We start from the raw sequence: 25,694 nt of genomic DNA on the forward strand, positions 1-25,694 counted from the left end.
GGTGAGCAATCCCGTTTTCTTCAGCGGTGCCGGGTCGCTGGACGAGCTGGTGCCCGGTGCCCGTTTTGTCCTTCAAGGGCCGGAGGCACGCCACGCCGTGACCGTAAAACGGCTATCTCCCGGAGAAGCAGTGGACATTGCCGACGGCGCCGGAAAGCGGCTGACAGGAACTGTTGTCTCGGCGTCGCCCGCGGAGCTCACCGTGGAATGCTCCGCCCTCGTGGTGGAGGACCGGCCCGATATCCGGCTGGTGCTGGTGCAGGCCCTGGCCAAGGGGGACCGCGATGAAATGGCCGTGGAAACGGCAACCGAACTCGGGATCGATGCCGTAGTTCCCTGGCAGTCCGAGCGATCAATTGTCCGCTGGAAGGGTGAGCGCGCGGCCAAGGCCCACGCAAAATGGCAGTCCGTGGTCACTGCCGCCGCCAAGCAGGCACGCCGCGCCTGGATCCCCGAGGTGCGCGCCGCCGTCGAAACGCCAGGCCTTGGGGCGGCCGTGGCGGCAGCGGATCTGGCCGTAATCCTGCACGAAGACGCGGTCCGGCCGCTCCGGTCTGTCCTGGAAGCATGGCAGGGCAACCAGGCTGGCGCCGGACCCCTGGAAATTCTGCTCATCGTTGGCCCGGAAGGCGGAATCAGTCCTCGCGAAGTCACCCGGCTTTGCGACGCCGGCGCCGTGACGGCGCTCCTGGGACACCACGTCCTGAGGTCATCCACGGCCGGACCGGCAGCGGTTGTTCTGGCGAGCGATGTACTGGGACGCTGGACAGCCCCGGTATCCTGAGGCCGCCTGCTGCGCATGCTGCTACCGGACGTTGAAGTTCCGCGTATCCACATTCAGCTCCTGGCTGGTGCCGGCCGCATCCACCTGCGAAACGCGGAGCTCGTAACTCCCGGCGGACAGGCTAAGGGCAAGCGTAAACACTCCGGACTGGGCCGCTTCCGCAGCTGCAGTGGTCTCCCCGGTGAGGTAGGGCGTCTTGTTCCCGTTCGCTTCGGCCCGCAGGATCTGCCAGCGGAGCTTACCGCCCGGAACGGTGCTGCGGCCGGTGATCTTGACGCTTCCGCCGGCCAGGTCCATCCCTTCCTGCGGATCGATGATCCACACGGGCGCCACCATTCCGGCAGCTCGGGACATGGGGGCGCCAAGCTGGACGTGGTCGAAGGCAACGTAGTCGGTGTGGCTATCCACCAGGATCCTGACCTGGATCTGCTGGCCGGAATCGATCAGGCCGGAACTCGCAGCCGCTGCCGTAGCGGTAAAGACCAGCTGCTGAATGGCGCGGCCGGCCATGTCGGCGTCGAGATTGCTGTTAAAGGCATCCTCCGAGACGTCGACGGTAATGACGTTCTTGCCGGAGATGGACGAGGCGAGTTTCTCGGGATCCTGCCAAGGCGTGAAGAAATCCGGGTCCAGCGGCTTCTCGGACATCATGGCCCGCAGGGCGCGGGTCACTGGATTCTCCTGCTCCGGCACGTCCCGGAACTCCCGGTATAGGAACACGTTGCTGTTGCTTCGGCCAATCCAGTAGACCGGTGCCTTATTCGAGGACTGTGTAGTTTCCAGGGGCGCACTGGTGGAAGGTGCTCCGGGGGAGCCGGTGGCGGCAGCACTGGAGTTTGCCGTCAGGTTGGGCTCAGGGCTGGGTTCCGCGATACAACCGGTGAGAAGGAGGAATGCTGGCAGCAGGCCCAGGAAACGTTGCGGACGAAAACGCGGCGCGACGCGTTTGGAAGTGAGGGGGGTAGCTGTTTCCGGCATTCTCGTGGCCCTGTCCTTCCTGGCGGTGAAATGGTGAGGCCTGGGCCTCGGGAGCCGGTCCCCCCGACGGCCTTGATTTCCAGCATCGCATAGCCAGCCCCGCCAAAAGGACCGAATACGGGCGGGCGGCGCAACTGCAACGGGAACGATATGAGCCCGATATGAAGTTGATACCTAATGACGCCGACCGTCCCGCAGTAGGCCGGTGACGGGAGCCCTTGCCGGAGACCACCGGGCGCTGCTGGGAGGCGCCGCCTGGCGTAAGATGGAAGGACTCCGCTGGCTCCGGCGTGCTCGGCAACAGCCCCGTCCACGCAGCAGTCGGCGGCATTTAAGTTTCGAACTGGAGGAGACCACGGGCCTGCGGGCCAGCACCATGACTGAATCAGCGAACGGAAAGCGCCGGCTCAATACTGAACGCGCCGCCGGAGAATTCCCCCATTCACTTCCCGGTGTTCGGACGGAGGTGGTTCTCTTCGACAACTCCGATCAGATGGTCCAATCGCTCGGCAGCCATGATGAGGCCTTGCGTTACATAGAAGAGCAGTTCCCGTCCGTTAACTTCCACGTCCGTGGAAACGAACTGTCCATGAGCGGCCCTGCCGACGAAGTTCCCCGCATCATGCGGCTGCTGCATGAAGTTCGCGGTCTCGTGGCCCGTGGCACAGTCATCAGCCCCGCGGTGTTGCAGCAGCTCGTCTCGTTGCTCCGCAGCCAGTCATTGCAGAACCCTGTGGACGTCCTCACCCATGACATCCTCTCCAGCCGGGGGAAGACCATCCGGCCCAAGACCCTGAACCAGAAGAACTACGTGGACGCGATTGACGCGAACACGGTGATCTTCGGGATTGGCCCTGCAGGTACGGGCAAGACGTACCTCGCGATGGCCAAGGCTGTCCAGGCGCTGCAGCAGAAGGAAGTCAGCCGTATTATCCTGACCAGGCCTGCCGTCGAGGCCGGCGAACGGCTGGGATTCCTGCCGGGCACCCTGAGCGACAAGATCGATCCCTACCTGCGCCCGCTGTACGACGCGTTGCACGACATGATGGACCCCGAGGCCATCCCGCGCCTGATGGCCGCCGGGACCATCGAAGTGGCGCCGCTGGCTTACATGCGGGGGCGCACGCTCAACGACGCCTTCATCATCCTGGACGAAGCGCAGAACACCACACCGGCACAGATGAAGATGTTTCTTACGCGTTTGGGCTTCGGGTCCAAAATGGTGGTCACCGGAGACGTCACCCAGGTGGACCTTCCCTTCGACACACGCTCAGGTCTGCGGATCGTGGAGGAGATCCTGCAGGGAATCGAGGACGTGAACTTCACCATCCTGGACTCCACTGACGTGGTCCGCCACCGTCTTGTGGGTGACATCGTGCGTGCCTACAGTCTCTGGGACGATCTCCAGCGGAACAAGGTGAAACACTCGGTGAGCCGGGAAAAGCGGGGGGAAAACGCGTGAGCATTGAGGTCAACAACGAGTCCGGCATCCAGGTTGATGAAGCGGAGCTTGTGTCACTGTCCCGGTACGTTTTCGAACAGCTGTATATCCACCCGCAGGCTGAACTCTCCATCCTCCTGGTGGATGAACCAGCCATGGAAAAGCTCCACATCGAGCTTATGGACGAGCCGGGATCCACAGACGTGCTCTCGGTCCCCATGGACGAACTGACCCCCGGTACACCGGACCGGCCCACCCCGCAAGGGATGCTGGGTGACATTGCCGTGTGCCCCCAGGTCGCGCAGGTTCAGGCCGTCAACGCAGGGCACTCCCTGCAGGATGAAATGTTGCTCCTGACTACGCACGGGATCCTCCACCTGCTCGGCTATGACCATGCAGAGCCCGAGGAAAAGGAAGAAATGTTCGGCCTCCAGCGCCAGCTGCTTTCCGGCTTCACCGGCAAAGAAGCACCTGCCGAGACCACGCAGTGACGCCCCTGCTCCTTGTCGGCATGGCCCTGGCGTTCCTCGGTACCGCTGCACTCTTGACCGCAGCCGAGGCCGCGTTCACGTTCCTTTCCCGGCATGACGCCGAAGACGCCCTGCTGAAAAGCCGCGGAAACGCCATGAAGCGCATCCTGGCCCAGCCGGTGGCGCACATCCGGGCCTTGCGGTTCTGGCGGGTCTGGTTCGAGATGGCTTCAGCCGTAGCGGTGGCCGTCCTGCTCCACAGCCTGCTGGACAACGTCTGGCTGGCCGGGCTGGCCGCCACCGGAATCATGGCCCTGCTCGGCTTCGTCATCGTCGGCGTTTCCCCACGGCAGCTCGGCAGGCTCCATTCGGCCGCAGTCGTCCGCTCCACAGCACCGCTGATCAGGTACCTGACGTGGGTCCTCGGACCCATCCCGGGGTGGCTCGTGGCGCTGGGCAGTGCCGCCGCTCCCGGCGCTCCGGCGGGTGATGACGCGTTCTTCAGCGAACAGGAATTCCGCGAACTTGTGGACCGCGCATCCGAATCGGACATGATCGAAGACACCGAAGCTGAAATGATCCAATCAGTCTTTGACTTCGGCGACACCCTGGTGCGCGCCGTGATGGTGCCCCGGACGGATATCCTCAGCATCGACGCCGGCTCCAGCCTCAGGCGGGCCATGTCAATGTTCCTGCGGTCGGGCTATTCGCGGATCCCCGTTATCCGCGACAACACGGACCAGATCCTCGGAATCGTCTACCTCAAGGACGTTGCGGCGACGCTCCATGAGCTCGGACCCGACGACGAACAGCCCCCGGTCGAAGCCCTGGCCCGCGAGGTCCGGTACGTCCCGGAGTCGAAGCCGGTGAGCGATCTGCTGCGGGAACTGCAGAAGGAGTCAACACACGTTGCCATCGTGATCGACGAATACGGCGGCACGGCCGGCCTTGTCACCCTGGAGGACCTCATCGAGGAAATTGTCGGCGAAATCGTGGACGAGTATGACACCGAAAGCGCCGAGGCCGTGGCCCTGGGCGGCGGTTCCTACCGGGTGAGCGCCCGGATGAGCATCGACGACCTCGGCGAACTGTTCGACATAGAGCTCGACGACGACGAGGTTGACACCGTGGGCGGGCTGCTGGCCAAGGCCCTGGGCCGCGTTCCCATTGTGGGCAGCCGCGTGGTGGTGGGCGGCATCTCGCTGCTCGCCGAACGGCTCGAGGGCCGCCGCAACCGCGTCAGCCACATCATTGCCTCGGCAGTACCAAAAGCAGACACTGACCTTGAAGACCTCCTCGAAGAGGCGAAAGCAACCCAGCAGGGAGTTCCACGTGAGCAAGAAAAGTAATCGTCCGGCCAACCCGGATTCGGCCGCAAAAGACTTCGGCGGCTACAGGGCAGGCTTTGCGGTCCTCGTGGGGCGGCCTAACGCAGGAAAATCAACCCTGACGAACGCACTGGTGGGCCAGAAGGTGGCGATCACCTCCGCAAAGCCGCAGACCACGCGCCACACCATCCGGGGGATCGTGCACCGCGATGACGCCCAGCTGATCCTGGTGGATACCCCGGGCCTGCACCGCCCCCGCACGCTGCTGGGAAAGCGGCTGAACGAACTCGTCGCCGACACCCTCGCCGAGGTCGACGCGATCGGCTTCTGCCTGCCCGCCAACGAGAAAATCGGCCCGGGCGACAAGTACATCGCCGCCCAGCTCGCCGCCATCGGCAACAAGCCGGTCATCGCGATCGTCACCAAGGCGGACACAGTGGACCGGCAGGCGCTCACCGAGCAGTTGCTCGCCGTCGCAGCACTGGGCCGGGATGTCATCGGCGAGGACGGCTGGAAGGACATCGTCCCGGTCTCCGCCACCGACGGCTTCCAGGTGGACACCCTCGCAGACGTCCTGATCAGCCACATGCCGGCGTCGCCGCCCCTTTATCCGGACGGTCACCTGACGGACGAGCCCGAAGCCGTGATGATCGCCGAGCTCATCCGGGAAGCTGCCCTCGAAGGCGTCCGCGACGAACTGCCCCACTCCCTGGCCGTCGTCGTCGATGAGATTGTTCCGCGTGAGGGCCGGCCCGAAGACAGGCCCTTCCTCGACGTCCGGGTTAATCTCTATGTGGAACGTTCGTCCCAGAAGGCCATCATCATCGGCAAGGGCGGTGCACGGCTCCGGGAAGTCGGCACCAACGCACGCAAGGGGATCGAGGCGCTGCTCGGTGCCCGCATCTACCTTGACCTGCATGTGAAGGTGGCCAAGGACTGGCAGCGCGACCCGAAGCAGCTGGTCAAGCTCGGCTTCTGACGCTGCCCCTTTCGCTTTACCCGGCCGGTCGTCGGGAAGTTCCCAGACTGGGCAACTAAAATAGGCCGGATTCAATTTTTTCGAGGAAGGTACACCACACATGGGGCGAGGCCGCGACAATCGCGAGTACGGAGCTGACGCGTCAGCCGGGACCGGTCCGGTGTCCCGCCACGCTGATGCCACCGCCGTCGGCGTTGCCCGGCATCTCGGATCCCGGAGCCGGATGCCGGCCTGGCTGAAGGTGACCACTGCGGTGGTCACCATCCTGGTTGCCGGCGGTCTTGGCTACGCAGGCTACTGGTATTTGCGGTTTCAGTCGAACATCACCACGGCACCGCTGAACGCCGGTGGCGCGGCGAACCCATCGGGCGACAAATCGGGCCGGATGCAGATCCTGATCCTTGGCTCTGATACCAGGGACGGCGCAAACGCGGAGTACGGCGCCGTGGAGGACTCAACAGGTTACGGCAAATCCGACGTCATGATGCTGATGGACGTATCGGCCGACAACAAGCGCGTCAGCGTCATCAGCTTCCCCCGGGACCTGCTGGTCGATATTCCGGAGTGCACCGACCAGAAGACCAAGCGGACGTATCCTGCCCGCAGCGGTGTCATGATCAACGAGGCCATGAATGAAGCCGGCATCGGCTGCGCCGTAGACACCGTCAACAAGCTGACTGGCATGGAGATCGATCACTTTATGATGGCGGACTTCACCGCAGTGAAGGAACTCTCCAACACGGTGGGCGGCGTTGACGTGTGCATCAGTGACGCGGTCTATGATCCTGACTCCCGGCTGCGCCTGCCGAAGGGCACGTCCGCCGTTCAGGGCGAAATGGCTCTTGCCTTCCTGCGGACCCGTCATGCCTTTGCTGACGGCGGCGACCTGGGCCGGATCAGGGCACAGCAGGGATTCCTTTCCTCCCTCACGCGCAAGATCAAGGACGACGGCACACTGTCTGACCCCTCTAAGATGCTGACCATTGCCGATGTTGTGACCAAGAACCTCACGGTGGATGAGGGGCTGGCCTCCGTGCCGTCGCTCGTGAGTATCGGTAGCCGGCTCAAGGACATCGATATCAGCAAGGTGGCGTTTGTGGCCGTGCCCACCACGCCGGCAGTCACGGACATCAACCGCCTGCAGATTGCCGAGCCCGCAGGGTCCCAGCTCTTTGCGGCCCTCCGCGAGGACGTGGACCTCACGGATCCGACAGCACCCACAACGCCGTCCCCGGCGCCGACGGAAACAACAACCACCCCAACAGAAACAGCCCCGGCGGTGCCGCCGTATGACAAGGCGCTGCAACCAGTCACCGTGGCCAACGGCAGCGGCGTCCCGGGACGCGCCCAGGAAATCGTGCAGGCGTTGATCACCGGCGGCTTCACCCAATCCGGGCCGTTTGAAGCCACGGCGGTGGCGCAGAGCGTTGTCTACTACGGTACGGAATTCGCCGACGTCGCAGCTGACGTGGCTGCGATGCTGGGGATCCCGGCCGCGCAGGTCCAGTTGGCACCTCGCGTCGCGGGAGTCCAGGTCTACCTTGGAACTGACTTCACCACCGGGGCAACCTACGGAGCCGGTGCTGGTGGCGCCCTGCCCGAGGACATCGTCAACCAGACAGCCGGCGATACCGTGTGCCAGCAGGCCAACCCTGTGCTGATCGTCCAGGACTGACGGCCGCACCACAGAAGACAGCACCTCAGAAGACAGCACCTCAGTAGACACACAAGAGGCGGGGCCAGACGGCCCCGCCTCTTGTGTGTCCTGGAGAGTGATTACCAGATGCTGACGCGAGCGTCCTGCGGCATCCACATGCCATCCTGGTCGGTCACGCTAAAGGCCTCATGGAAGGCGTCCAGGTTCTTGGCGATGGCGTTGGTCCTGAACTCGTTGGGGGAGTGGGGATCCGTGGCGAGCCTCCTGATGGCCTCTTCGGACCGGATCACCTGCCGCCAGCCGGCTGCCCAGGACGCGAAGAACCGCTGCTGCCCCGTCAGTCCGTCCAGAACTTCCGGTTCCTTGCCGTCAAGGCTGAGCAGGTAAGCCTTGTAGGCGATGGTCAGGCCACCAAGGTCGCCGATGTTCTCCCCGAGCGTCAGCTTGCCGTTGACGTTGTGCCCCGGCGCCGCATACGGGGACAACTCGTCGTACTGTGCCACCAGCTTGGCTGTGAGCTTCTCAAAGGCCGTCCGGTCATCCTCGGTCCACCAGTTCCGCAGCGTGCCGCCGCCGTCGAACTGCGACCCCTGGTCATCAAAACCGTGGCCGATCTCGTGGCCGATCACCGCTCCAATGCCACCGTAATTAACGGCGTCGTCGGCGTCGGCTGTGAAGAACGGTGGCTGCAGGATAGCGGCAGGGAAGACGATCTCGTTGAGCATCGGGTGGTAGTACGCGTTGACCGTCTGCGGTGTCATGAGCCACTTGTTAAGGTCCACCGGTTTGCCCACCTCATCCAGATGGCGGTCGACGTCGGCATTGTGGGCCCGCTCAACGTTCCCCAGAAGGTCCAGCGGGTCGATTTCCACAGCTGAGTAATCGATCCACTTGTCGGGGTAGCCGATCTTGGCGCGGAAGGCCTCCAGTTTCCGCAGCGCCTCGGCCTTTGTTTCCTCACCCATCCAGGCAAGACCGGTGATGGACTGCCGGTAGGCCTCGATCAGGTTGGCCACCAGGGTCTGCATGCGGGCCTTGTGGGTTTCGGGGAAGTGCTTCGAGACGTAGATCTGCCCAACGGCCTCACCGAGTGCAGCTTCGACGACGGCGACGGCCCGCTTCCAGCGGTCCTTGTTCCGGGGCGTGCCGCTGATGGTTGTACCGTAGAAGGCAAAATTGGCATCCACGAACTCGGAGGACAGGTACGGCGCGGCGCCGTTGACGACCCGCAGGGCCAGCCACTCCTGCCACACGGAGAGCGGTTCGGACTCCAGCAGGCCGGCGGCCCCGCTGAAGAAGTCCGGTGTGCTTACTACGATCTCGTTGCGCTTGTCGGCGTCGATCCCGGCAGCTTCGAACCAGGTGTTAAGGAGCGGGAACAGGGTGGCCGCTTCCTCAGCGGACTTGAGGTTATAGGTCTTCTGCGGGTCGCGCAGCGTGACGTTGTCCCAGTGGTGGGATGCGAGGCTGGTTTCGAGGGCAACGACGCGTGCGGCCGCAGGCTCCGGATCGGCCACTCCGGCCAGACTGAACATGGTCCTGACATGCTCGCCATAGGCCTTGACCATGGGGGCGAACTTCTCTTCCCGGTAGTAGGACTCGTCCGGCAGTCCCAGGCCGCCCTGGCCGGTGTAGAGCAGGATGCGGTCCGGGTTGCCAGCGTCCGGAGCCGGGTAGATATAGAAGAGGCCGGACACGTCTGACCGGAACAGCCGCCCGGCCAGGGCCACGAGATCAGCAACCGTGCTGGTGGCAAATACCTCGGCAAGCCGCCCGCGGATGGGCTCCATGCCTTTGGCCTCCACTGTGGCTTCGTCCATGAAGCTGTTGTAGAGCTCGCCCACTTTTCGTTCTATCCCGCTGGCGGCTTCACCCTTGGCAGCTGCTTCCTCGATGATGTCCCGGACCGCGATCTCCGCTCCGTCGCGCAGCGCGGTGAAAGTTCCCTCGAGTGGCCGGTCATCCGGAATTTCCGTGGCCTTGAGCCAGGACCCGTTCACGTGCTGGTACAGGTCATCCTGCGGCCTGACGGTGTGGTCAATGTTGGACAGATCGATCCCCGAGATGGGCACAGATGCTCCTTCGTGTGACGTGCCGCGGCCGGCGCTGGCACCGGCGCGGCGTCTGCATGTTGGACGATAAGGACGGTGGTGCCCTCTCATCTTACGCACGCGTGCTACCCTTAAATGGTGCGCGCAGAGCTCCTTCTTCTTAGCTGCCGCGGCGAGGCCTCAGACGCGATTTAGCGCAAGGCCCACCCTCGTCGCGGAGTTTGTGTTGCCCGGCCACCTTTCAGATAAGAACCACAGAAAAGGCCCCGATACTAATGCGAAACGCACAGAAGTCCTCCGGAATGCCAGCCCACCGCTACCGTCCTTTCCAGGATCAGATCACCGTTGAACTGCCTGACCGCACGTGGCCGGACAAGGTCATCACCAAGGCCCCGCGCTGGTGCGCTGTGGATCTGCGTGACGGCAACCAGGCGCTGATCGACCCGATGAGCCCGGCCCGCAAGATGAAGATGTTCGATCTGCTGGTCCGCATGGGTTACAAGGAAATTGAAGTCGGCTTCCCTTCTGCCTCGCAGACCGATTTCGACTTCGTCCGCCAGCTCATCGTCGGCAACCACATCCCGGACGATGTCACCATCCAGGTCCTCACCCAGGCCCGCGAGCACCTGATCGAGCGGACGTACGAGTCCCTGGTCGGCGCCAAGCAGGCGATTGTCCACCTGTACAACTCAACGTCCGTCCTGCAGCGCCGTGTGGTGTTCAACCAGGACCAGGACGGCATCCTCGACATCGCGCTCCAGGGCGCCAGACTGTGCAAGAAGTACGAGGAAACCCTCGTTGACACGCACGTCACCTATGAATACTCGCCGGAGTCGTTCACCGGAACTGAACTGGACTATGCCGTCCGGGTCTGCAACGCCATCGCCGACGTTTTCGAGGCATCCGCCGACAGCCAGGTCATCATCAACCTGCCTGCCACCGTGGAAATGGCCACTCCGAACGTGTACGCCGATTCCATTGAGTGGATGAGCCGGAACCTGCACCCGCGTGAAGGCATCATCCTGTCCCTGCACCCGCACAATGACCGGGGTACCGGCGTGGCCGCCGCCGAACTGGGGTACCTGGCCGGCGCGGACCGGATTGAGGGCTGCCTGTTCGGCAACGGCGAGCGAACCGGCAACGTGGACCTCGTCACCCTGGGCCTGAACATGTTCGTCCAGGGCATCGATCCCATGATCGACTTCTCCGACATCGACGAGATCCGGCGCACCGTGGAGTACTGCAACCAGCTCCCCGTCGCCGAGCGTTCCCCCTACGGCGGCGACCTCGTCTTCACCGCTTTCTCAGGCTCGCACCAGGACGCCATCAAGAAGGGTTTCGAGGCGCTGGAGAAGGATGCTGCCGCCGCTGGCAAGGACGTCGCGGACTTCACCTGGCAGGTCCCGTACCTGCCCGTTGACCCCAAGGACCTGGGCCGCAGCTACGAGGCCGTCATCCGCGTCAACTCGCAGTCCGGCAAGGGTGGCGTGGCCTACCTGCTCAAGAACGAACACAGCCTGGACCTGCCGCGCCGCGCCCAGATGGAATTCTCCGGCGTCATCCAGAAGAAGACCGATACCGTGGGCGGCGAAGTCAGCGGCGCTCAGTTGTGGCAGCACTTCCAGGACGAGTACCTGCCCTCCAGCCAGGCGGAGGGCCAGTGGGGCCGTTACTCACTCGGTTCCGTCAGCACCGAAACGGATGACGATGGCGGGATGACCCTGCACGCCTCGCTCACCGTTGACGGTGTCCAGGCCCGTCGCACGGGCACCGGAAACGGGCCCATCGCCGCGCTGTTGAGCATCCTGCGCGAGGACGGCGTGGATGTCCGGGTGCTGGACTACAGCGAGCATGCCCTTTCGGAAGGCGGCAGCGCCATGGCCGCAGCCTACGTCGAGTGTGCCGTGGGGGAGCGGGTCCTGTGGGGCGTCGGTATTGATGCAAACACCAGCATGTCCTCGCTCAAGGCCGTCATTTCCGCAGTCAACCGTGCCATCCGGGATTCCCGGGCCTGATTCGGAACACGTTGCGCGCCGGGGTTCCCGGCGCGCAACGCACCGGCATTGCCGGCTTTCCGGAACTCAGTGCGAAGATTAACCGTGGTCCAACAATCCTTTGCTGCCCGGTCCTACCGGGATGACGCCGTGGTGCTCCGTACCCACAAGCTGGGCGAGGCTGACCGCATCATCACGCTGCTGACCAAGCACCACGGCCAGATCCGCGCCGTCGCGAAGGGTGTGCGGCGGACCAGCAGCAAGTTTGGGGCGCGGCTGGAGCCGTTTATGGTTGCCGACCTGCAGCTGGTCTCCGGAAAGACACTGGACATCGTCACGCAGGCTGTTGCCAAGGGCGCATACGGCAGCAACATCGCCGCAGACTATGGCCGCTACACCGTTGCAGCAGCCATGACCGAAACTGCGGAAAAACTCACCGACGTCGACGGCGAAGCCGGCACCGCCCAGTACAACCTCCTGGTGGGGGCGCTGGCCTCGCTGTCCCGGGCCGAGCACGCGCCTGGACTGATCCTGGATTCGTATCTCCTGCGTGCCCTTTCCACCGGCGGCTGGGCTCCAAGTTTTACCGACTGCGCCCGCTGCGGCCGGCCCGGTCCGCATACGGCCTTTTCGGCTCCGCTCGGCGGTATGGTCTGCGGTGACTGCAGGCCACCCGGTTCGCCTGCGCCGGCCGCAGAGACCGTCGTGCTCCTGGCTGCCCTGCTGACCGGGGACTGGACGACGGCGGATGGCTCGGACGTGCCGCACCGACGGGAAGCTGCGGGGCTGGTGGCCGTATACCTGCAATGGCACCTTGAACGTGTCCTGAAATCCCTCAAACATGTGGAGCGTGGCTGACAGTGGCCTTGGGAAAAAAGAAGAGTCCTTCGCGGCAGCGGACCACCCCTGTGGTGGCACCGTATCCGCACCCGTCCGGCGCGGTTGCCCCGGCGATCCCCGCAGAATTCATCCCCCGCCATGTTGCCATTGTGATGGACGGCAACGGCCGTTGGGCCAACCAGCGGGGCCTGCCGCGGATCGAGGGACACAAAGCCGGCGAGCCCGCCCTGCTGGACGTGATGGCGGGCGCTATCGAACTAGGCATCGAATACGTGAGCGTCTATGCGTTTTCCACCGAAAACTGGCGCCGGTCAGCCGAAGAGGTCCGCTTCCTGATGGGTTTTAACAAGGACGTGCTACGAAGGCAGCGGAACCAGCTGGACGACTGGGGTGTCCGCGTGCGGTGGTCCGGCCGGCGTCCCAGGCTGTGGGGCTCGGTGATCCGCGAACTGGAAGAGGCCGAGGAATTTACCGCGGGCAACAGCACGTGCACGTTGAACATGTGTGTTAATTACGGCGGCCGGGCGGAAATCACGGACGCCGTATCGGCTATCGCCGCCGAGGTTGCCGCAGGCCGGCTCAAACCCGGGGCCATCACCGAGAAAACCATCCAGAAGTACCTGGACGAACCGGACCTGCCGGACGTGGACCTGTTCCTGCGGAGCTCCGGGGAGCAGCGGCTCTCCAATTTCCTACTCTGGCAGTCCGCGTATGCCGAGTTCGTCTTTATGGACACGCTGTGGCCCGACGTCGACCGGCGGACCCTGTGGGACGCCGTCGAAATCTACGCCCGGCGGGACCGGCGCTACGGCGGCGCCGTCGACGCCGCACCGGGTTCAGCCGTACCGTAACCCCGGAGCCAGCGGGCGAGCCGCGCATAGGCGTCTGCCCGCACTTTGGCAGGGGAGAGGAAGACGTCGTGGAGCGCGCCGTCGATCCGTTCCACCGTGACGCTGCGCCCCAGTGTCAGGGCGCGGAGGGCGATGATGTTGACGTCCAGTACCGCGTCGGTGCGCCGCATTTCCTCGGACCAGAACGGCCCGGTGGCGCTTCCCCGGGACAGCAGCACCAGGATGGGTACGTCGATGTCCAGGCCACGGGCCACCTTGGTGTGGCCGGCCAGGATGGCGCTGAGCCAGCCCGCGCGGAGGGGAAATGCCATGGGCGGACGGAACCTGTCGTCAAGCGGCCACTCGCCGTCGGCTGAACTGCTGATGGTCCGCCAGTAGAACCCCCGCTCGGGCAGTCGCAGGACAGCCTCCGGCCGGAACCGCGCCACGGGTCCCACCATCGTGGACGCAGCACGGCGGACCAGCGAGCTGCCGTGCATCTCCAGCCAGGGACTGTTTAGCACCAGTTGGGAGGCCGCTCCGGGGTGGTTGCTGACCCAGAGGGCGGCCACCAGGCCGCCGGTGGAGTGGCCCATCAGCGTGAGGGAGGCCTTGCCTTCCAGTTCCGGCGTGTGCGTGTCGGCCCGGATGATGGCGATGGCCGCTTCGATCTCGGCGTCATAGTCCGCCAGGTTCGCCACGTAGCCGCCCGGCGTTTCCGGGCGCAGGCTGCGGCCGTGGTTGTGCATGTCGAGGGCGTAGAACTCGTAGCCGCTGTGTGTCCAAAACTGCGCCAGGTCCACATTGAAGAAGTAGTCGCTCCAACCATGGAGGAACAGCACTGTCCGGCGCCGGCCGGTGGCTGCCGGTTCCTTCGCCGGACGGAAGCGCACCAGCGTGGCGGTGCGCTGGACGCCGTCTTCGCCCCCGGCCTCGAAGGTGCAGGCTTCGAAACCAGCACCGAGGATATCTGGCTGCCACCTCATGGCTTTATGCTAGCCGGAGCCGCATGTATGGCGGCCCGGTTTGGTCTGGACCGTCCGAGACGGAAAACTAGAGCCATGCGCGTATATCCGACATTCTTCAGGCTGGCCTTTTCGTGGATGGACGCGGAACGCGCCCACAAGATCGGATTCAAGGGAATCAAACTTGCCCATACTTCCGGCGCAGGACGGCTGCTGCACCGGTTCACGGCACCCGCGGCCTCACTGCAGACTTCTGCCTTTGGGCTGACCTTCCCATCCCCGTTCGGCCTCGCCGCCGGATTCGACAAGGAGGGATTCGGCATCGAGGCCCTCACCGAACTTGGCTTTGGCCATGTCGAAGTAGGGACCATCACCGGGCAGGCGCAGCCGGGCAACGAGAAGCCGCGCCTTTTCAGGCTGATCGAGGACCGGGCTGTCATTAACCGGATGGGGTTCAACAACGATGGCGCGGCCGCCGTCGAACCGCGCCTCAAAGCGGCACGCGCCGCCCTGCAGCGCCGGCACCCTGACGTGCGCCCCGTGATCGGGGTGAACATCGGCAAGAGCAAGGTGGTGGAACTCGACGACGCCGCGGCCGATTACCTGATCAGCGCCCGGAGCCTGGCGCCGGCCGCGGACTACTTGGTAGTCAATGTCAGCTCACCCAACACGCCCGGCCTGCGCCTTCTCCAGGATGTCCAGACACTGCGCCCGCTGCTGACCGCGGTGGGGGACGAGGCGGACAAGGCGGCAGGCCGGCACGTCCCGCTGCTGGTCAAGATCGCACCGGACCTCAGCGATGAGGATATCGACGGCGTCGCCAAGCTGGCCCTGGACCTCCAGCTGGACGGCATTATCGCCACCAACACTACGATCGGGCGTGAGGGGCTGGCGTCGCCGGCTGCGAAAGTGGACGAATGCGGCGCCGGGGGCCTGTCCGGGGCTCCGCTGAAGCAGCGTTCACTGGAAGTCCTTCGCCGCCTTAGGGAGGCCACCGGGGGTGCGATTACGCTGGTAGCCGTCGGCGGCGTCGAGACGGCGAAAGACGTCCAGGACCGCCTGGATGCCGGGGCCACGCTGGTCCAGGGCTACACGGCCTTCCTGTACGAGGGGCCTTTCTGGGCGGCACGGATCAACCGCGACCTGGCGAAAGCGCGACGCAACCGCTGACTGACACAACAAAACCCCGGCGGTTGGACCGCCGGGGTTTGGTTGTCTAAGAGGGGAATGCTGCCGGGGCCTGGCCCGGCCTGCATGTCAGGACGGGTATTCCCCGCGCTTCACGAGCGGCTTGGGCAGGCGCAGTTTGCGGAACTGCAGGGAACGCATGGAGCCGTACCAGACGGTGCCACGGTCAACCTCACCGAACTTCCCGGTGAGCTTCTTGCGGAGCTGCCGGGACAGAATGAACACATCCACAAAGACGGCCAGGAACATCACCCAGAAACCGCCCAGGACATAAACCATCTGCTCGCTGGAAGCTGGCACGATCAGGGAAATGATGACAAATACGAGGGCGCCGAACATCAGGTATTCGCCCAGGCTGAAGCGCGCATCCACGTAGTCGCGGGCATAACGCTTCTGCGGACCCTTGTCGCGCAAAGGCAGGAACTTCTCATCACCTGTATCGAGAGCCTGGCGCATTTTCGTCCGCTGATCCTGGACAGCCTGGCGCTCAGCCGCCTTGGACGCCTTGCGGTCCTCCGGCACAAGGGGCCGTTTGCGAGCAGCTTCCTGCGCTTTGCGCTTTGGCGTGGGCGCACCCTTGCCCAACGCGGCATCCTGCCGGGCTGCCGCTTCAGCGGCCTGCTGGTCTATTGTTTGCTGCGCCGTTGGCGCTTCCTTTTTACGTCCGAACACGTGAACAGAATACCTTGCGGCCCGCGGAGATTCGCCGCGGGTATTGTGTTCGCCATGACTCCCACTCCAGCAGCCAATCCGTCCGACGCCAGCACCCCCGGCTCCGGTCACCCTGCACCGGCCATCGACGCGGACGGACTCCGGCTGTCCGTCGCAGGTTCCTTCGACGCAACCCTCGACCGGCTCAAGGAACTTGTGGCCATTCCCGGCATCGCCTGGCCGAGTTTCGATCCTGCGCCCTTGGAAGCCAGCGCGCAGGCCGTAGCGGAACTGCTGCGCGCCGCCGGCCTTGAGGATGTCCAGGTCCTGCGCAGTAACAAGGAGGACGGCACCCTCGGCGGACCTGCCGTCGTCGCACGCCGACGGGCCGCCGAAGGAAAGCCGACCATTCTGCTGTACGCCCACCACGACGTCCAGCCGCCGGGGGATCCGGCGCTGTGGGAAACGGAGCCTTTCGACGCCGTCGAACGGGACGGCAGGTTGTACGGCCGTGGCGCTGCTGACGACAAGGCCGGGATCATGGCCCATGTGGCCGCCTATGCTGCAGCGATCGAGGTTCTGGGCACGGAATTCGGCCTTGGTGTGACGTTCTTCTTCGAAGGTGAGGAGGAAGCTGGTTCTCCCACCTTCCGTTCCTTCCTGGAAAAGCACCGGGAACTGCTGCGGGCCGATGTGATCGTGGTGGCCGACTCCAGCAACTGGAAGGTGGGCATTCCCGCCCTGACCACCAGCCTGCGCGGCCTTGTGGACGGAACCATTGAAGTTCAGGTGCTGGAGCATGCTGTCCACTCGGGCATGTTCGGTGGACCCGTGCTGGACGCGCCAACCCTGCTTTCCCGTTTGATTGCCACCCTGCACGACGCAGACGGCAACGTGGCCATCGAAGGCCTCGTATCGAATGACAACGTCGGCGTGGAGCTCGCCGAAGCGGAGTACCGTGCCGATTCCTCCGTTCTCGACGGCGTCCGGCTCGCCGGTACTGGAAGCATCGCCGCACGGCTGTGGACTAAGCCTGCGCTGTCCATCATCGGCTTCGATGCTCCCGCCGTGGATGTGGCCTCAAATACTCTCCTGCCGCGGGCGCGTGCCAAGTTCAGCCTGCGCCTGGCGCCCGGCCAGGATCCGGCGGCAGCGATGGAAGCCGTTCAACGCCACGTCCAGGCCAACGCGCCCTTTGGGGCGAAGGTCGTGTTCACTCCCGGGGAAAGCGGAAAGTCGTTCCTCGCTGATACAACCTCCAAGGCGGCGAAGTTCGCCATGTGGGCGCTGGGGGAGGCCTGGGGTGTTCCGGCGGTGGAGATGGGGATCGGCGGGTCGATTCCGTTTATTGCGGACCTGATGGACGTCTATCCGGACGTCCAGATCCTCGTGACCGGTGTTGAGGATCCCGATTCCCGTGCCCACAGTGCCAACGAGTCCCTTCACATTGGTGATTTCAAGAACGCCGTGGTCGCCGAGGCGCTGCTGCTCGCCCGGCTGAACGCAGAAGGCCTGGTCTGAATCCCATGCCCCTCTGATGCCGGCATTCCTCCACCATCGGGAACAATCAGCGAACAGGCTTGGTTACGTCAGGAGTTAGAGCTACAGGGCTGACCGAAGTAGCATGTAGCTATAGCCCGTACCGTATCCGTAGGGGCAGGCGCCGCTGACGCGGGGCCGCCAGGACCGTCCTAAGGTAGGCCAAATGAGCACCGCAACCAACGAGAACATCACCGAGACCACCAGCGCTGCCAGCGATGAACTGGCCGCACACGAGGTCAAACTGACCGACGTCGCAGCAGGCAAGGTGCGCAGCCTCCTGGAGCAGGAAGGCCGGACCGATCTCCGCCTCCGCGTTGCCGTCCAGCCCGGCGGCTGCTCCGGCCTCATTTACCAGCTGTACTTCGACGAGCGCCTCCTCGACGGAGATGCCGTCCGCGACTATGACGGCGTCGAAGTTGTCGTGGACAAGATGAGCGTGCCGTACCTCAGCGGTGCCAGCATCGACTTCGAGGACACCATCTCCAAGCAGGGCTTCACCATCGACAACCCCAACGCCGGTGGCTCCTGCGCCTGTGGTGATTCGTTCCACTGACCCGGTTCTTTCGCCCGATGCCGGCGCCTGCTTTCCGTCCGCCAAAAACGGCACGGAGGCACGGCGCCGACATGTGGGCGAAACGCCCGGCAGAGCGGTAAGCTCTACACCGAGTAGTAAAACTTTTAGTGTGCCCGGACGGCCCCTTGGGTGGCCGGGCAACAGCAACAAGTAGGAAGGGCCGTCTGTGAGTTCGCAGAACCGAACCGGCAGCCGACGCAAAACGATCACTACGATCTCAGGCTTGGCAGTTGCCGGCGCGTTGGTTTTGACTGGATGTTCGCCAGAGGTAGAGAAGGGGTGGCTGCCCACCGAGCGTGGCACCACCAATCACACTGACCGGATCATGGACCTCTGGGTCAACTCATGGATTGCAGCCCTCGTTGTGGGCATCATCACGTGGGGCTTGATCGTTTGGTGCCTTGTCGCCTACCGCCGCCGCAAGGGCACCACGGGTTTCCCGCGGCAGACCAGCTTTAACCTCCCGCTGGAGGTCTTCTACCTGACCATCCCGCTGTTCATGGTCCTGGTGTTTTTCTACTTCACCGACCGCGACCAGCAGGCCATCGATGACCGCTCCAAGCCGGCCGACGTCGTTGTTGACGTCCGCGGCAAGCAGTGGGCATGGGACTTCAACTACAAGTCCGGCGACGTCGTCTCTGAGGATGTTTACGAAGCAGGAGTCCAGACGAACCTCACAGGAGGCGAAATCGACAAGGAAAAGCTTCCCACTTTGTACCTGCCGGTGGGCAAGTCGGTTGACCTCGAACTGAACTCGCGCGACGTCATTCACTCTTTCTGGGTTCCAGCCTTCTTGCAGAAGCGCGACATGATCCCGGGCAAGACCAACTACCTCAGGTTCACCCCCACCAAAGAGGGAACCTACGATGGCAAGTGCGCCGAACTCTGCGGTGAGTACCACTCCGAAATGCTGTTCCGCGTCAAGGTTGTCTCCGAAGCCGAATTCCAGGCTCACATGGACAAGCTCAAGGCAGATGGCAACACGGGACTCCTCGGCGAAGAGTACGACCGCAACCCGAACCTGAACGAAATTAAGTAAGGGGAGCGACGTGGCTACTTACACCCAAACCGCACCTGCCGGAACCCTAGAGGCTCCCGTAGTTCCTAGGTCCAAGGGACGCATCGTCGTCAACTGGATCACCTCCACCGACCACAAGACCATCGGGTACATGTACCTGATCGCATCGTTTGTGTTCTTCTGCCTCGGTGGCGTCATGGCTCTGCTCATCCGAGCTGAACTGTTCGAACCCGGCATGCAGATCCTGCAGACCAAAGAGCAGTACAACCAGCTGTTCACGATGCACGGCACCGTGATGCTGCTGATGTTCGCCACCCCGCTTTTCGCCGGCTTCACCAACGTCATCATGCCCCTGCAGATCGGTGCCCCCGACGTCGCCTTCCCGCGACTGAACGCGCTGGCCTTCTGGTTCTTCCTCTTCGGGTCCACCATCGCGGTGTCCGGCTTCATCACCCCCCAGGGTGCGGCGTCGTTCGGCTGGTTCGCCTACGCGCCGCTGTCCAACACCACGTTCAGCCCCGGCATCGGCGGTGACCTGTGGGTCTTCGGCCTGGCGCTGTCCGGATTCGGCACCATCCTGGGTGCAGTCAACTTCATCACCACCATCATCTGCATGCGCGCTCCGGGCATGACCATGTGGCGGATGCCCATCTTCACATGGAACGCCCTGGTGACGTCCATCCTCGTGCTGATGGCCTTCCCGCCGCTAGCTGCCGCACTGTTCGCGCTCGGCGCCGACCGCCGCTTCGGTGCACACATCTTCGATCCGGAGAACGGCGGCGCCATCCTGTGGCAGCACCTGTTCTGGTTCTTCGGCCACCCCGAGGTGTACATCATTGCGCTGCCGTTCTTCGGCATTGTGTCCGAGATCTTACCGGTCTTCAGCCGCAAGCCGATCTTCGGCTACAAGGGTCTTGTCTACGCGACCATCGCCATTGCAGCCCTGTCCGTCACGGTGTGGGCACACCACATGTACGTGACCGGTTCGGTGCTGCTGCCGTTCTTCGCCTTCATGACCATGCTCATTGCGGTCCCGACCGGTGTGAAGTTCTTCAACTGGATCGGCACCATGTGGCGGGGGTCCCTGACGTTCGAGACTCCGATGCTGTGGAGCCTCGGCTTCCTCATCACGTTCCTCTTCGGTGGCCTGACCGGCATCATCCTGGCTTCGCCGCCGTTGGACTTCCAAGTCTCTGATTCCTACTTTGTGGTGGCGCACTTCCATTACGTGGTGTTCGGCACCGTGGTATTCGCGATGTTCGCAGGCTTCTACTTCTGGTGGCCAAAATTCACCGGCAAAATGCTCAACGAGCGCCTCGGAAAGATCCACTTCTGGATGCTGTTCCTGGGATTCCACGCTACGTTCCTGATCCAGCACTGGCTCGGCGTGCAGGGCATGCCCCGCCGCTACGCGGACTACCTGGTTGAAGATAACTTCACCTGGATGAACCAGTTCTCCACCGTAGGCTCGTACCTGCTGGGGGCGTCCCTGATTCCGTTCTTCTGGAACGTCTACATCACCTGGCGCAGCTCAGAGCGCGTCGAGGTGGACGATCCTTGGGGCTTCGGCGCCTCGCTCGAATGGGCTACCTCCTGCCCGCCGCCGCGCCACAACTTCACCTCGCTGCCCCGGATCCGTTCAGAGCGTCCCGCCCTGGACCTCCACCACCCGGAGCTTTCGCAGGTACATACCGTTGAATCGCCTGCAGCCGCAGCAGCGGTGCTCGGTAACGCCGACCAGAAGGACACCGCCAAGTGAAAATCGAATCATGGATATTTGGAGCCGGAGTTTTCTTCTTCGTACCGGTTTCCCTGGTCTACGGTTTCCTGACCAACTGGAGTGAATGGGTCGGAACCCTCGGGATCCTCCTGGTGGGCGGACTCTCCGGAATGATCGGCGGCTACCTTGGCTTCACCGGCAAGCGCATCGGGATGCGTCCCGAGGACCGCAACGATGCCGAGATCCATGAGGGCGCCGGTGAACAGGGGCACTTCAGCCCCTGGAGCTGGTGGCCGCTGGTTCTGGGCCTCGCCTGTGCGGGCGGATTCCTGGGCCTCGCAGTGGGTTGGTGGATCCTTTTCATCGCAGCCGGCCTCGCAGTCGTAGCCCTCGTGGGTTGGGTCTTCGAGTACAGCCGTGGGGACCACGCCCACTAGAAGCCGCTGAGCTTCAGCAGAGATTTTGCAAATTACGACGTCGGGCCCCACCTTCTGGTGGGGCCCGACGTCGTTCTTGTCCGTTCGATTTCGCGCGGGGAGTCGCGGGGTAATGCGCCCTGGGAGAGGCTAGCTGGCTCCCTGAGACTCCAGGAGCTCTCCCAGCATCCGCAGGGCCGCCTCGGCGTTGCGGTGACTGACAGATCCGCTGAGGGCGCACTCGGGGACTGAAAGCTCTACTTCGCAGCCGAAGGGGAAATCGGCAGTCATGACTTCCAGCAGGGAGCGGGCGTCGACACCCTGGATGCCGGCCTTGCGGATGGTGACAGGAAGTCCCGTTTCGGTCACTGCCCTGACGAACATCGCGGCAGGACGGGCATGCAAGCCGACTGACGCTGACACAACGGCCTTATGCACTGGCAAGGTGTCTCCCATTTCCTGACGGCCCCCAAACCGTCATCGCTAAATTTCCTGTCCAATATATCCGGCTGGATGGCTGCGCGACCAAACGGGGGAGTAGGGGGGGCGGTCCGTTGCTGGAACTGGTCTAGTCCAGCGACGCTGCTTGCCTTAAGCTTGGACAGTGAAAACTGAAGCAAGGACGTACCTCCGTGGCTGCTGATGCCCGCGGCGTTGCCGGCGAGATTGACCGCAGCAACGGGACTGCCATCTACATCCAGCTCAGGGAGATCCTCCGGGCCTACATCAGCGATTCCTGTCCGCCTGGATCCGCCCTGCCCTCGGAACGGGATCTTGCCCTGCGGTTCGGGCTGGCCCGGATGACTGTCAGGCAGGCCATCGATGCCCTGGTCGGCGAGGAGGTCCTCGAGCGGGTTGTTGGCCTCGGCACCTTCGTACGGAAGCCCAAACTCGATCTTCAGGTGAAACTCACCTCGTACAGCGAAGAGATGCAACGCCGCGGTATGGTTCCGGCCGCCAAAGTCCTGAGCTTCGAACAGATCGGCGCCAGCGCCTTCCTGGCCCGCGAACTGCAGGTGGAGGAGGGGACGCCACTGGTGCGTTTCCGTCGGCTGCTGCTGGCGGACGGCGAGCCCATGAGCGTGGACGAGAACTTCATCCCGGCGCAGCGAGTCCCGGGTCTCCTGGACGGCGAGCCCCCAACATCGCTCTACAACGTGCTGAGTGAGCAGTTCGGCCTCGTGATGGAGTGGGGGGAAGACATGATCGAAGCGACGGCCGCTTCCCCCTCTACGGCGCGCCTGCTCAACGTCGACGTCGGCGCACCCTTGCTTAAAATCCAGAGGCACGCCTTTGTTGCCCGGGCGATGGTGGACTACTCAGTTTCGTACTACCGTGCCGACCGCTACAAGCTATGGGTACCCCTCCAGCGGCCAGGTGCCAGGCCTGCCAGAAATCAATCCTTGGGCTATCGCAACCACTAGCAACGGTGCCGACGGCAACGGGAAAGGCCCGGTCCATGTGGACCGGGCCTTTCCTGTTGGAGCGTAATTGCTGTGAATCAGTGGCTGAGGCTCTTGCTTTCCTGGCCGGCCTCCACCGCTGGGTGGGCGGGGTGGCCGTGTGCGGCCTCCAGTTCAGCCGGGGTGGCCGGTGCAACACGGTCCTCGAAGAACCACTTGGACAGGAACGCACGCTGCTTTTCCTTACGCGTCACAATGCCGTGGTCGTTGGCGACCGCCGGCAGCGGTGCGGGGGATTCGAATCCCACGAGCTTGTAGCGCTTGTACTCATCCAGGGGAGCATGCACTTCGATGAACTCGCCGTGCGGGAGGCGAACGATGCGGCCGGTTTCGCGGCCGTGCAGTGCGATCTCCCGGTCCTTGCGCTGAAGGGCCAGCGCCACTCGCTTAGCGACCATAAAAGCGATGACCGGGCCAATGAAGAACAGCGCACGAAGCCAGTACGTCACATCGTTCAGGGACACGCGGAAGTGCGTAGCGATGAGGTCCGAACCAGCGGCTGCCCACATCACGCAGTACCAGACGAAGCCGGCAACGCCGATAGCGGTGCGCGTGGGGGCGTTCCTCGGACGGTCCAGGACATGGTGTTCGCGGGTGTCCTTGGTGATCCAGCTTTCGATCCACGGATACATGAACATCACCGTGAACAGAATGCCTGCGGGTACCAGAGCCGGTAGGAGGACGTTCAGGGTCAAGGTGTAGCCGAAGACAACGTACTCGAACTGGAAATCACCAATGACACCGGGCATAAGCCTCAGGGCACCGTCAACGAACCCGATATACCAGTCAGGCTGGGTACCGGCAGATACCGGTGAGGGATCGTAAGGGCCGTAGTTCCAGATCGGGTTGATCGTGAAGAAGCCCGCCATCAGGGCAATTACACCGAAGACGATGAAGAAGAAGCCGCCGGCCTTGGCTGCGTACACAGGTCCGAGCGGGTAGCCAACCACATTGCCGTCGTTGCGGCCCGGGCCGGGGTACTGGGTGTGCTTGTGCACAACCACCATGAACAGGTGCAGGACGATCATCAACAGGATGAGCGCGGGTACGAGCAGGATGTGCAGCATGTAAAGGCGGCCAATAACAGCCGTTCCCGGGAACTCGCCACCGAAGAAGAAGAAGGAAATGTAGGTTCCGACAACCGGGATTGCCTTCATGACACCGTCGATGATCCGCAGGCCGTTGCCGGAGAGCAGGTCGTCGGGGAGGGAGTATCCGGTGAAGCCGGCTGCCATGGCGAGGATCAGGAGGACGCTGCCAACAACCCAGTTCATTTCACGTGGTTTGCGGAAGGCGCCTGTGAAGAAGACGCGCAGCATATGGACGGCGATCGACGCGACGAAAAGCAGTGCAGCCCAGTGGTGCACCTGGCGCATGAACAGGCCACCGCGGACGTCGAAGGAAATATCCAGCGAGGTGCTGTAGGCCACCGACATCTCGACGTTCTTCAACGGCAGGTAGGACCCGTCGTAGTGCGTTTCCGCCATGGACGGATCGAAGAAGAAGGTCAGGAAGGTGCCCGAGAGCAAGAGGATAACGAAGGAGTAGAGGGCTACTTCGCCGAACATGAACGACCAGTGGTCAGGGAAGACCTTGCGTCCAAATTCCCGCAGGATTCCTGATCCACCGACTCGCTCGTCAACAAAATCGGTGATGCGTCCGGCTTTAGTCTTGGCGACGAAGGCGGGGGCTTCAGCTCTTGATGCTGCGCTCATGCTCATCACGCTCCCAGTAACTCGGTCCTACAGGTTCATTGAAGTCGCTGGTTGCGACCAGGTAGCCCTCGGCATCCACTGCAATCGGCAGTTGGGGGAGGGGCCGGCTGGCCGGGCCAAAGATCACCTTGCACTCGTTGGTGAGGTCAAAGGTGGACTGGTGGCACGGGCACAGCAGGTGGTGCGTCTGCTGCTCGTACAGAGCAACGGGGCAACCGACGTGGGTGCAGATCTTGGAGTAGGCAACGATTCCGTTGTAGCTCCAGTCTTCGCGGCCTTCCGAGGGATTCAGCGAGGCGGGATCCAAACGCATCAGCAGGACAACAGCCTTGGCCTTTTCGTTGAGCTTGCCTTCAGGCAGTTCGTTCAGGCCCTCAGGAATTACGTGGAAAGCTGAGCCGATGGTGACGTCAGAGGCCTTGATGGGTGTGCCGTCGGGGTCGCGGGTGAGGCGCTTGAGCTTGCCTTCCTGCGGAGCCCACATGGTGTGGGCCAGCGCCCGGTCGGGGCGGGGGCCGAGGTCACCGAAAACCGCAATTGCGGGAAGCGGGGCCAGGGCTACAGCACCGAGCAGCGTGTTGCGGATGAGCGGGCGGCGCTTGATGCCGGTCTCTTCCACGATGTCATCCACGATCCGGACCGCCGCCAAGCGGTCTTCTTCGGTGCGGATGGGATGGCGTTCTTCCGAGACTTCATGGTCCGGCATCAGGGCTTTGGCCCAGTGCACAATACCGGTCCCGATGCCGAGCATCGCAAACGCTGTGCCAAGGCCCAGCAGTGCGTTCTGCAGCCGGATGGTGGCGATGCTTGTGCCGTCGCCCAAGTCGATGGCGAAGTACGCCACCAGGAAGATCAGGGTGCCGAAAACTGACGCGCCGAAAAGTACAGCGACCTGCCGTTCTGCACGCTTTGCGGCCTTCGGGTCCGTGTCGGCCAGGCGCAAACGGTGCGGGGGAATTCCAGGATCCTGGAACTTCTCCACCTCATTCTGACCAGCCGTAGCTACGGTGCCCGAGTGGTTCGGACTGCCGTCACTATGGTTGCCCATAATTCGCCTCATCCTTCTCTCGTCCCGGCGGCTGCCGGGTTA

General features: G+C 63.5%; 23 protein-coding genes. 16 read left to right on the forward strand and 7 right to left on the reverse strand.

What is annotated here, in order from left to right:
• Position 1 precedes the first annotated feature (1 nt).
• Positions 2-784 (forward strand): 16S rRNA (uracil(1498)-N(3))-methyltransferase, encoded by a 783-nt coding sequence (locus ACX80M_RS02165; RefSeq protein ID WP_252607984.1) that lies wholly within the window; start codon positions 2-4, stop codon positions 782-784.
• 21 nt (positions 785-805) lie between these two features.
• Here ACX80M_RS02165 and ACX80M_RS02170 read toward each other — a convergent pair whose 3' ends face one another.
• Positions 806-1,762, reverse strand: a complete 957-nt coding sequence (locus ACX80M_RS02170; RefSeq protein ID WP_459308600.1) for a GerMN domain-containing protein — start codon at positions 1,760-1,762, stop codon at positions 806-808.
• A gap of 376 nt (positions 1,763-2,138) precedes the next feature.
• Here ACX80M_RS02170 and ACX80M_RS02175 point away from each other — a divergent pair, with 376 nt between their 5' ends.
• The 5 genes from ACX80M_RS02175 to ACX80M_RS02195 all read left to right on the forward strand — a co-directional run bounded on the left by ACX80M_RS02175 (position 2,139) and on the right by ACX80M_RS02195 (position 7,655).
• A complete protein-coding gene (locus tag ACX80M_RS02175; protein WP_252607982.1) occupies positions 2,139-3,224 on the forward strand; it encodes a PhoH family protein in 1,086 nt (361 codons plus the stop codon).
• Positions 3,221-3,694, forward strand: a complete 474-nt coding sequence (gene ybeY, locus ACX80M_RS02180) for an rRNA maturation RNase YbeY (RefSeq protein ID WP_160671087.1) — start codon at positions 3,221-3,223, stop codon at positions 3,692-3,694. The genes ACX80M_RS02175 and ybeY overlap by 4 nt, the downstream gene beginning before the upstream one ends.
• On the forward strand, positions 3,691-5,022 hold the full coding sequence (locus tag ACX80M_RS02185; protein WP_252598864.1) for a hemolysin family protein: 1,332 nt from the start codon (positions 3,691-3,693) through the stop codon (positions 5,020-5,022). Before ybeY ends, ACX80M_RS02185 begins: the two co-directional genes overlap by 4 nt.
• Positions 5,006-5,980 (forward strand): GTPase Era, encoded by a 975-nt coding sequence (gene era, locus ACX80M_RS02190; RefSeq protein WP_056340115.1) that lies wholly within the window; start codon positions 5,006-5,008, stop codon positions 5,978-5,980. The genes ACX80M_RS02185 and era overlap by 17 nt, the downstream gene beginning before the upstream one ends.
• Before the next feature lie 100 nt (positions 5,981-6,080).
• A complete protein-coding gene (locus ACX80M_RS02195) occupies positions 6,081-7,655 on the forward strand; it encodes an LCP family protein (protein WP_459308603.1) in 1,575 nt (524 codons plus the stop codon).
• A 101-nt stretch (positions 7,656-7,756) separates the two neighbouring features.
• Here ACX80M_RS02195 and ACX80M_RS02200 read toward each other — a convergent pair whose 3' ends face one another.
• Entirely contained in the window at positions 7,757-9,709 is a 1,953-nt protein-coding gene (locus ACX80M_RS02200; RefSeq protein WP_252607980.1) for a M13 family metallopeptidase, read from the reverse strand.
• Positions 9,710-9,963: 254 nt separating this feature from the next.
• Here ACX80M_RS02200 and leuA point away from each other — a divergent pair, with 254 nt between their 5' ends.
• The 3 genes from leuA (at position 9,964) to ACX80M_RS02215 (ending at position 13,373) form a co-directional block, all read left to right on the forward strand.
• On the forward strand, positions 9,964-11,703 hold the full coding sequence (gene leuA / locus ACX80M_RS02205; protein ID WP_058932427.1) for a 2-isopropylmalate synthase: 1,740 nt from the start codon (positions 9,964-9,966) through the stop codon (positions 11,701-11,703).
• 84 nt (positions 11,704-11,787) lie between these two features.
• Complete coding sequence (gene recO / locus ACX80M_RS02210; protein WP_252607978.1) at positions 11,788-12,540, forward strand: DNA repair protein RecO; 753 nt, start codon at positions 11,788-11,790, stop codon at positions 12,538-12,540.
• A 2-nt stretch (positions 12,541-12,542) separates the two neighbouring features.
• Positions 12,543-13,373, forward strand: a complete 831-nt coding sequence (locus tag ACX80M_RS02215) for an isoprenyl transferase (protein WP_252598860.1) — start codon at positions 12,543-12,545, stop codon at positions 13,371-13,373.
• Here the strand turns inward: ACX80M_RS02215 and ACX80M_RS02220 are convergent.
• Positions 13,328-14,338 (reverse strand): alpha/beta hydrolase, encoded by a 1,011-nt coding sequence (locus ACX80M_RS02220; protein ID WP_252598859.1) that lies wholly within the window; start codon positions 14,336-14,338, stop codon positions 13,328-13,330. The two genes, ACX80M_RS02215 and ACX80M_RS02220, sit on opposite strands and share 46 nt — an antisense overlap.
• 75 nt (positions 14,339-14,413) lie before the next feature.
• On the opposite strand from ACX80M_RS02220, the gene ACX80M_RS02225 reads away from it, so the two are divergent.
• Complete coding sequence (locus ACX80M_RS02225; RefSeq protein ID WP_459308607.1) at positions 14,414-15,487, forward strand: quinone-dependent dihydroorotate dehydrogenase; 1,074 nt, start codon at positions 14,414-14,416, stop codon at positions 15,485-15,487.
• A gap of 87 nt (positions 15,488-15,574) precedes the next feature.
• On the opposite strand, the gene ACX80M_RS02230 is transcribed toward ACX80M_RS02225, so the two are convergent.
• Positions 15,575-16,177 (reverse strand): DUF3043 domain-containing protein, encoded by a 603-nt coding sequence (locus ACX80M_RS02230; protein WP_459308609.1) that lies wholly within the window; start codon positions 16,175-16,177, stop codon positions 15,575-15,577.
• Between the two features lie 54 nt (positions 16,178-16,231).
• Between ACX80M_RS02230 and ACX80M_RS02235 the strand changes: the two genes are divergently transcribed.
• The 5 genes from ACX80M_RS02235 (at position 16,232) to ACX80M_RS02255 (ending at position 21,447) form a co-directional block, all read left to right on the forward strand.
• Positions 16,232-17,677, forward strand: a complete 1,446-nt coding sequence (locus ACX80M_RS02235) for a dipeptidase (RefSeq protein ID WP_252598856.1) — start codon at positions 16,232-16,234, stop codon at positions 17,675-17,677.
• Positions 17,678-17,861: 184 nt separating this feature from the next.
• Complete coding sequence (locus ACX80M_RS02240) at positions 17,862-18,251, forward strand: HesB/IscA family protein (protein ID WP_056340087.1); 390 nt, start codon at positions 17,862-17,864, stop codon at positions 18,249-18,251.
• A 187-nt stretch (positions 18,252-18,438) separates the two neighbouring features.
• On the forward strand, positions 18,439-19,311 hold the full coding sequence (ctaC, locus tag ACX80M_RS02245; RefSeq protein ID WP_252598855.1) for an aa3-type cytochrome oxidase subunit II: 873 nt from the start codon (positions 18,439-18,441) through the stop codon (positions 19,309-19,311).
• A 10-nt stretch (positions 19,312-19,321) separates the two neighbouring features.
• A complete protein-coding gene (gene ctaD / locus ACX80M_RS02250; protein ID WP_459308612.1) occupies positions 19,322-21,049 on the forward strand; it encodes an aa3-type cytochrome oxidase subunit I in 1,728 nt (575 codons plus the stop codon).
• Entirely contained in the window at positions 21,046-21,447 is a 402-nt protein-coding gene (locus tag ACX80M_RS02255; RefSeq protein ID WP_185260590.1) for a cytochrome c oxidase subunit 4, read from the forward strand. Before ctaD ends, ACX80M_RS02255 begins: the two co-directional genes overlap by 4 nt.
• Positions 21,448-21,576: 129 nt before the next feature.
• On the opposite strand, the gene ACX80M_RS02260 is transcribed toward ACX80M_RS02255, so the two are convergent.
• Complete coding sequence (locus ACX80M_RS02260; protein WP_252607973.1) at positions 21,577-21,870, reverse strand: HPr family phosphocarrier protein; 294 nt, start codon at positions 21,868-21,870, stop codon at positions 21,577-21,579.
• Positions 21,871-22,058: 188 nt separating this feature from the next.
• Between ACX80M_RS02260 and ACX80M_RS02265 the strand changes: the two genes are divergently transcribed.
• Positions 22,059-22,850, forward strand: coding sequence for a GntR family transcriptional regulator (locus tag ACX80M_RS02265; protein ID WP_252607972.1), 792 nt, complete (start codon positions 22,059-22,061; stop codon positions 22,848-22,850).
• 77 nt (positions 22,851-22,927) lie between these two features.
• On the opposite strand, the gene qcrB is transcribed toward ACX80M_RS02265, so the two are convergent.
• Positions 22,928-24,604, reverse strand: coding sequence for a cytochrome bc1 complex cytochrome b subunit (gene qcrB / locus ACX80M_RS02270; protein WP_459308615.1), 1,677 nt, complete (start codon positions 24,602-24,604; stop codon positions 22,928-22,930).
• Complete coding sequence (gene qcrA, locus ACX80M_RS02275) at positions 24,582-25,652, reverse strand: cytochrome bc1 complex Rieske iron-sulfur subunit (protein WP_459308617.1); 1,071 nt, start codon at positions 25,650-25,652, stop codon at positions 24,582-24,584. The genes qcrB and qcrA overlap by 23 nt, the downstream gene beginning before the upstream one ends.
• Positions 25,653-25,694 lie beyond the last annotated feature (42 nt).

The organism is Pseudarthrobacter sp. MDT1-22, from assembly GCF_054511035.1.

Coding starts and splice junctions, on each gene's coding strand:
- ACX80M_RS02170 (WP_459308600.1), bottom strand. CDS start 1,762: ATGCCGGAAACAGCTACCCCCCTCACTTCCAAACGCGTCGCGCCGCGT.
- ACX80M_RS02175 (WP_252607982.1), top strand. CDS start 2,139: ATGACTGAATCAGCGAACGGAAAGCGCCGGCTCAATACTGAACGCGCC.
- ACX80M_RS02195 (WP_459308603.1), top strand. CDS start 6,081: ATGGGGCGAGGCCGCGACAATCGCGAGTACGGAGCTGACGCGTCAGCC.
- leuA (WP_058932427.1), top strand. CDS start 9,964: ATGCGAAACGCACAGAAGTCCTCCGGAATGCCAGCCCACCGCTACCGT.
- ACX80M_RS02220 (WP_252598859.1), bottom strand. CDS start 14,338: ATGAGGTGGCAGCCAGATATCCTCGGTGCTGGTTTCGAAGCCTGCACC.
- ACX80M_RS02225 (WP_459308607.1), top strand. CDS start 14,414: ATGCGCGTATATCCGACATTCTTCAGGCTGGCCTTTTCGTGGATGGAC.
- ACX80M_RS02235 (WP_252598856.1), top strand. CDS start 16,232: ATGACTCCCACTCCAGCAGCCAATCCGTCCGACGCCAGCACCCCCGGC.
- ACX80M_RS02240 (WP_056340087.1), top strand. CDS start 17,862: ATGAGCACCGCAACCAACGAGAACATCACCGAGACCACCAGCGCTGCC.
- qcrB (WP_459308615.1), bottom strand. CDS start 24,604: ATGAGCGCAGCATCAAGAGCTGAAGCCCCCGCCTTCGTCGCCAAGACT.
- qcrA (WP_459308617.1), bottom strand. CDS start 25,652: ATGGGCAACCATAGTGACGGCAGTCCGAACCACTCGGGCACCGTAGCT.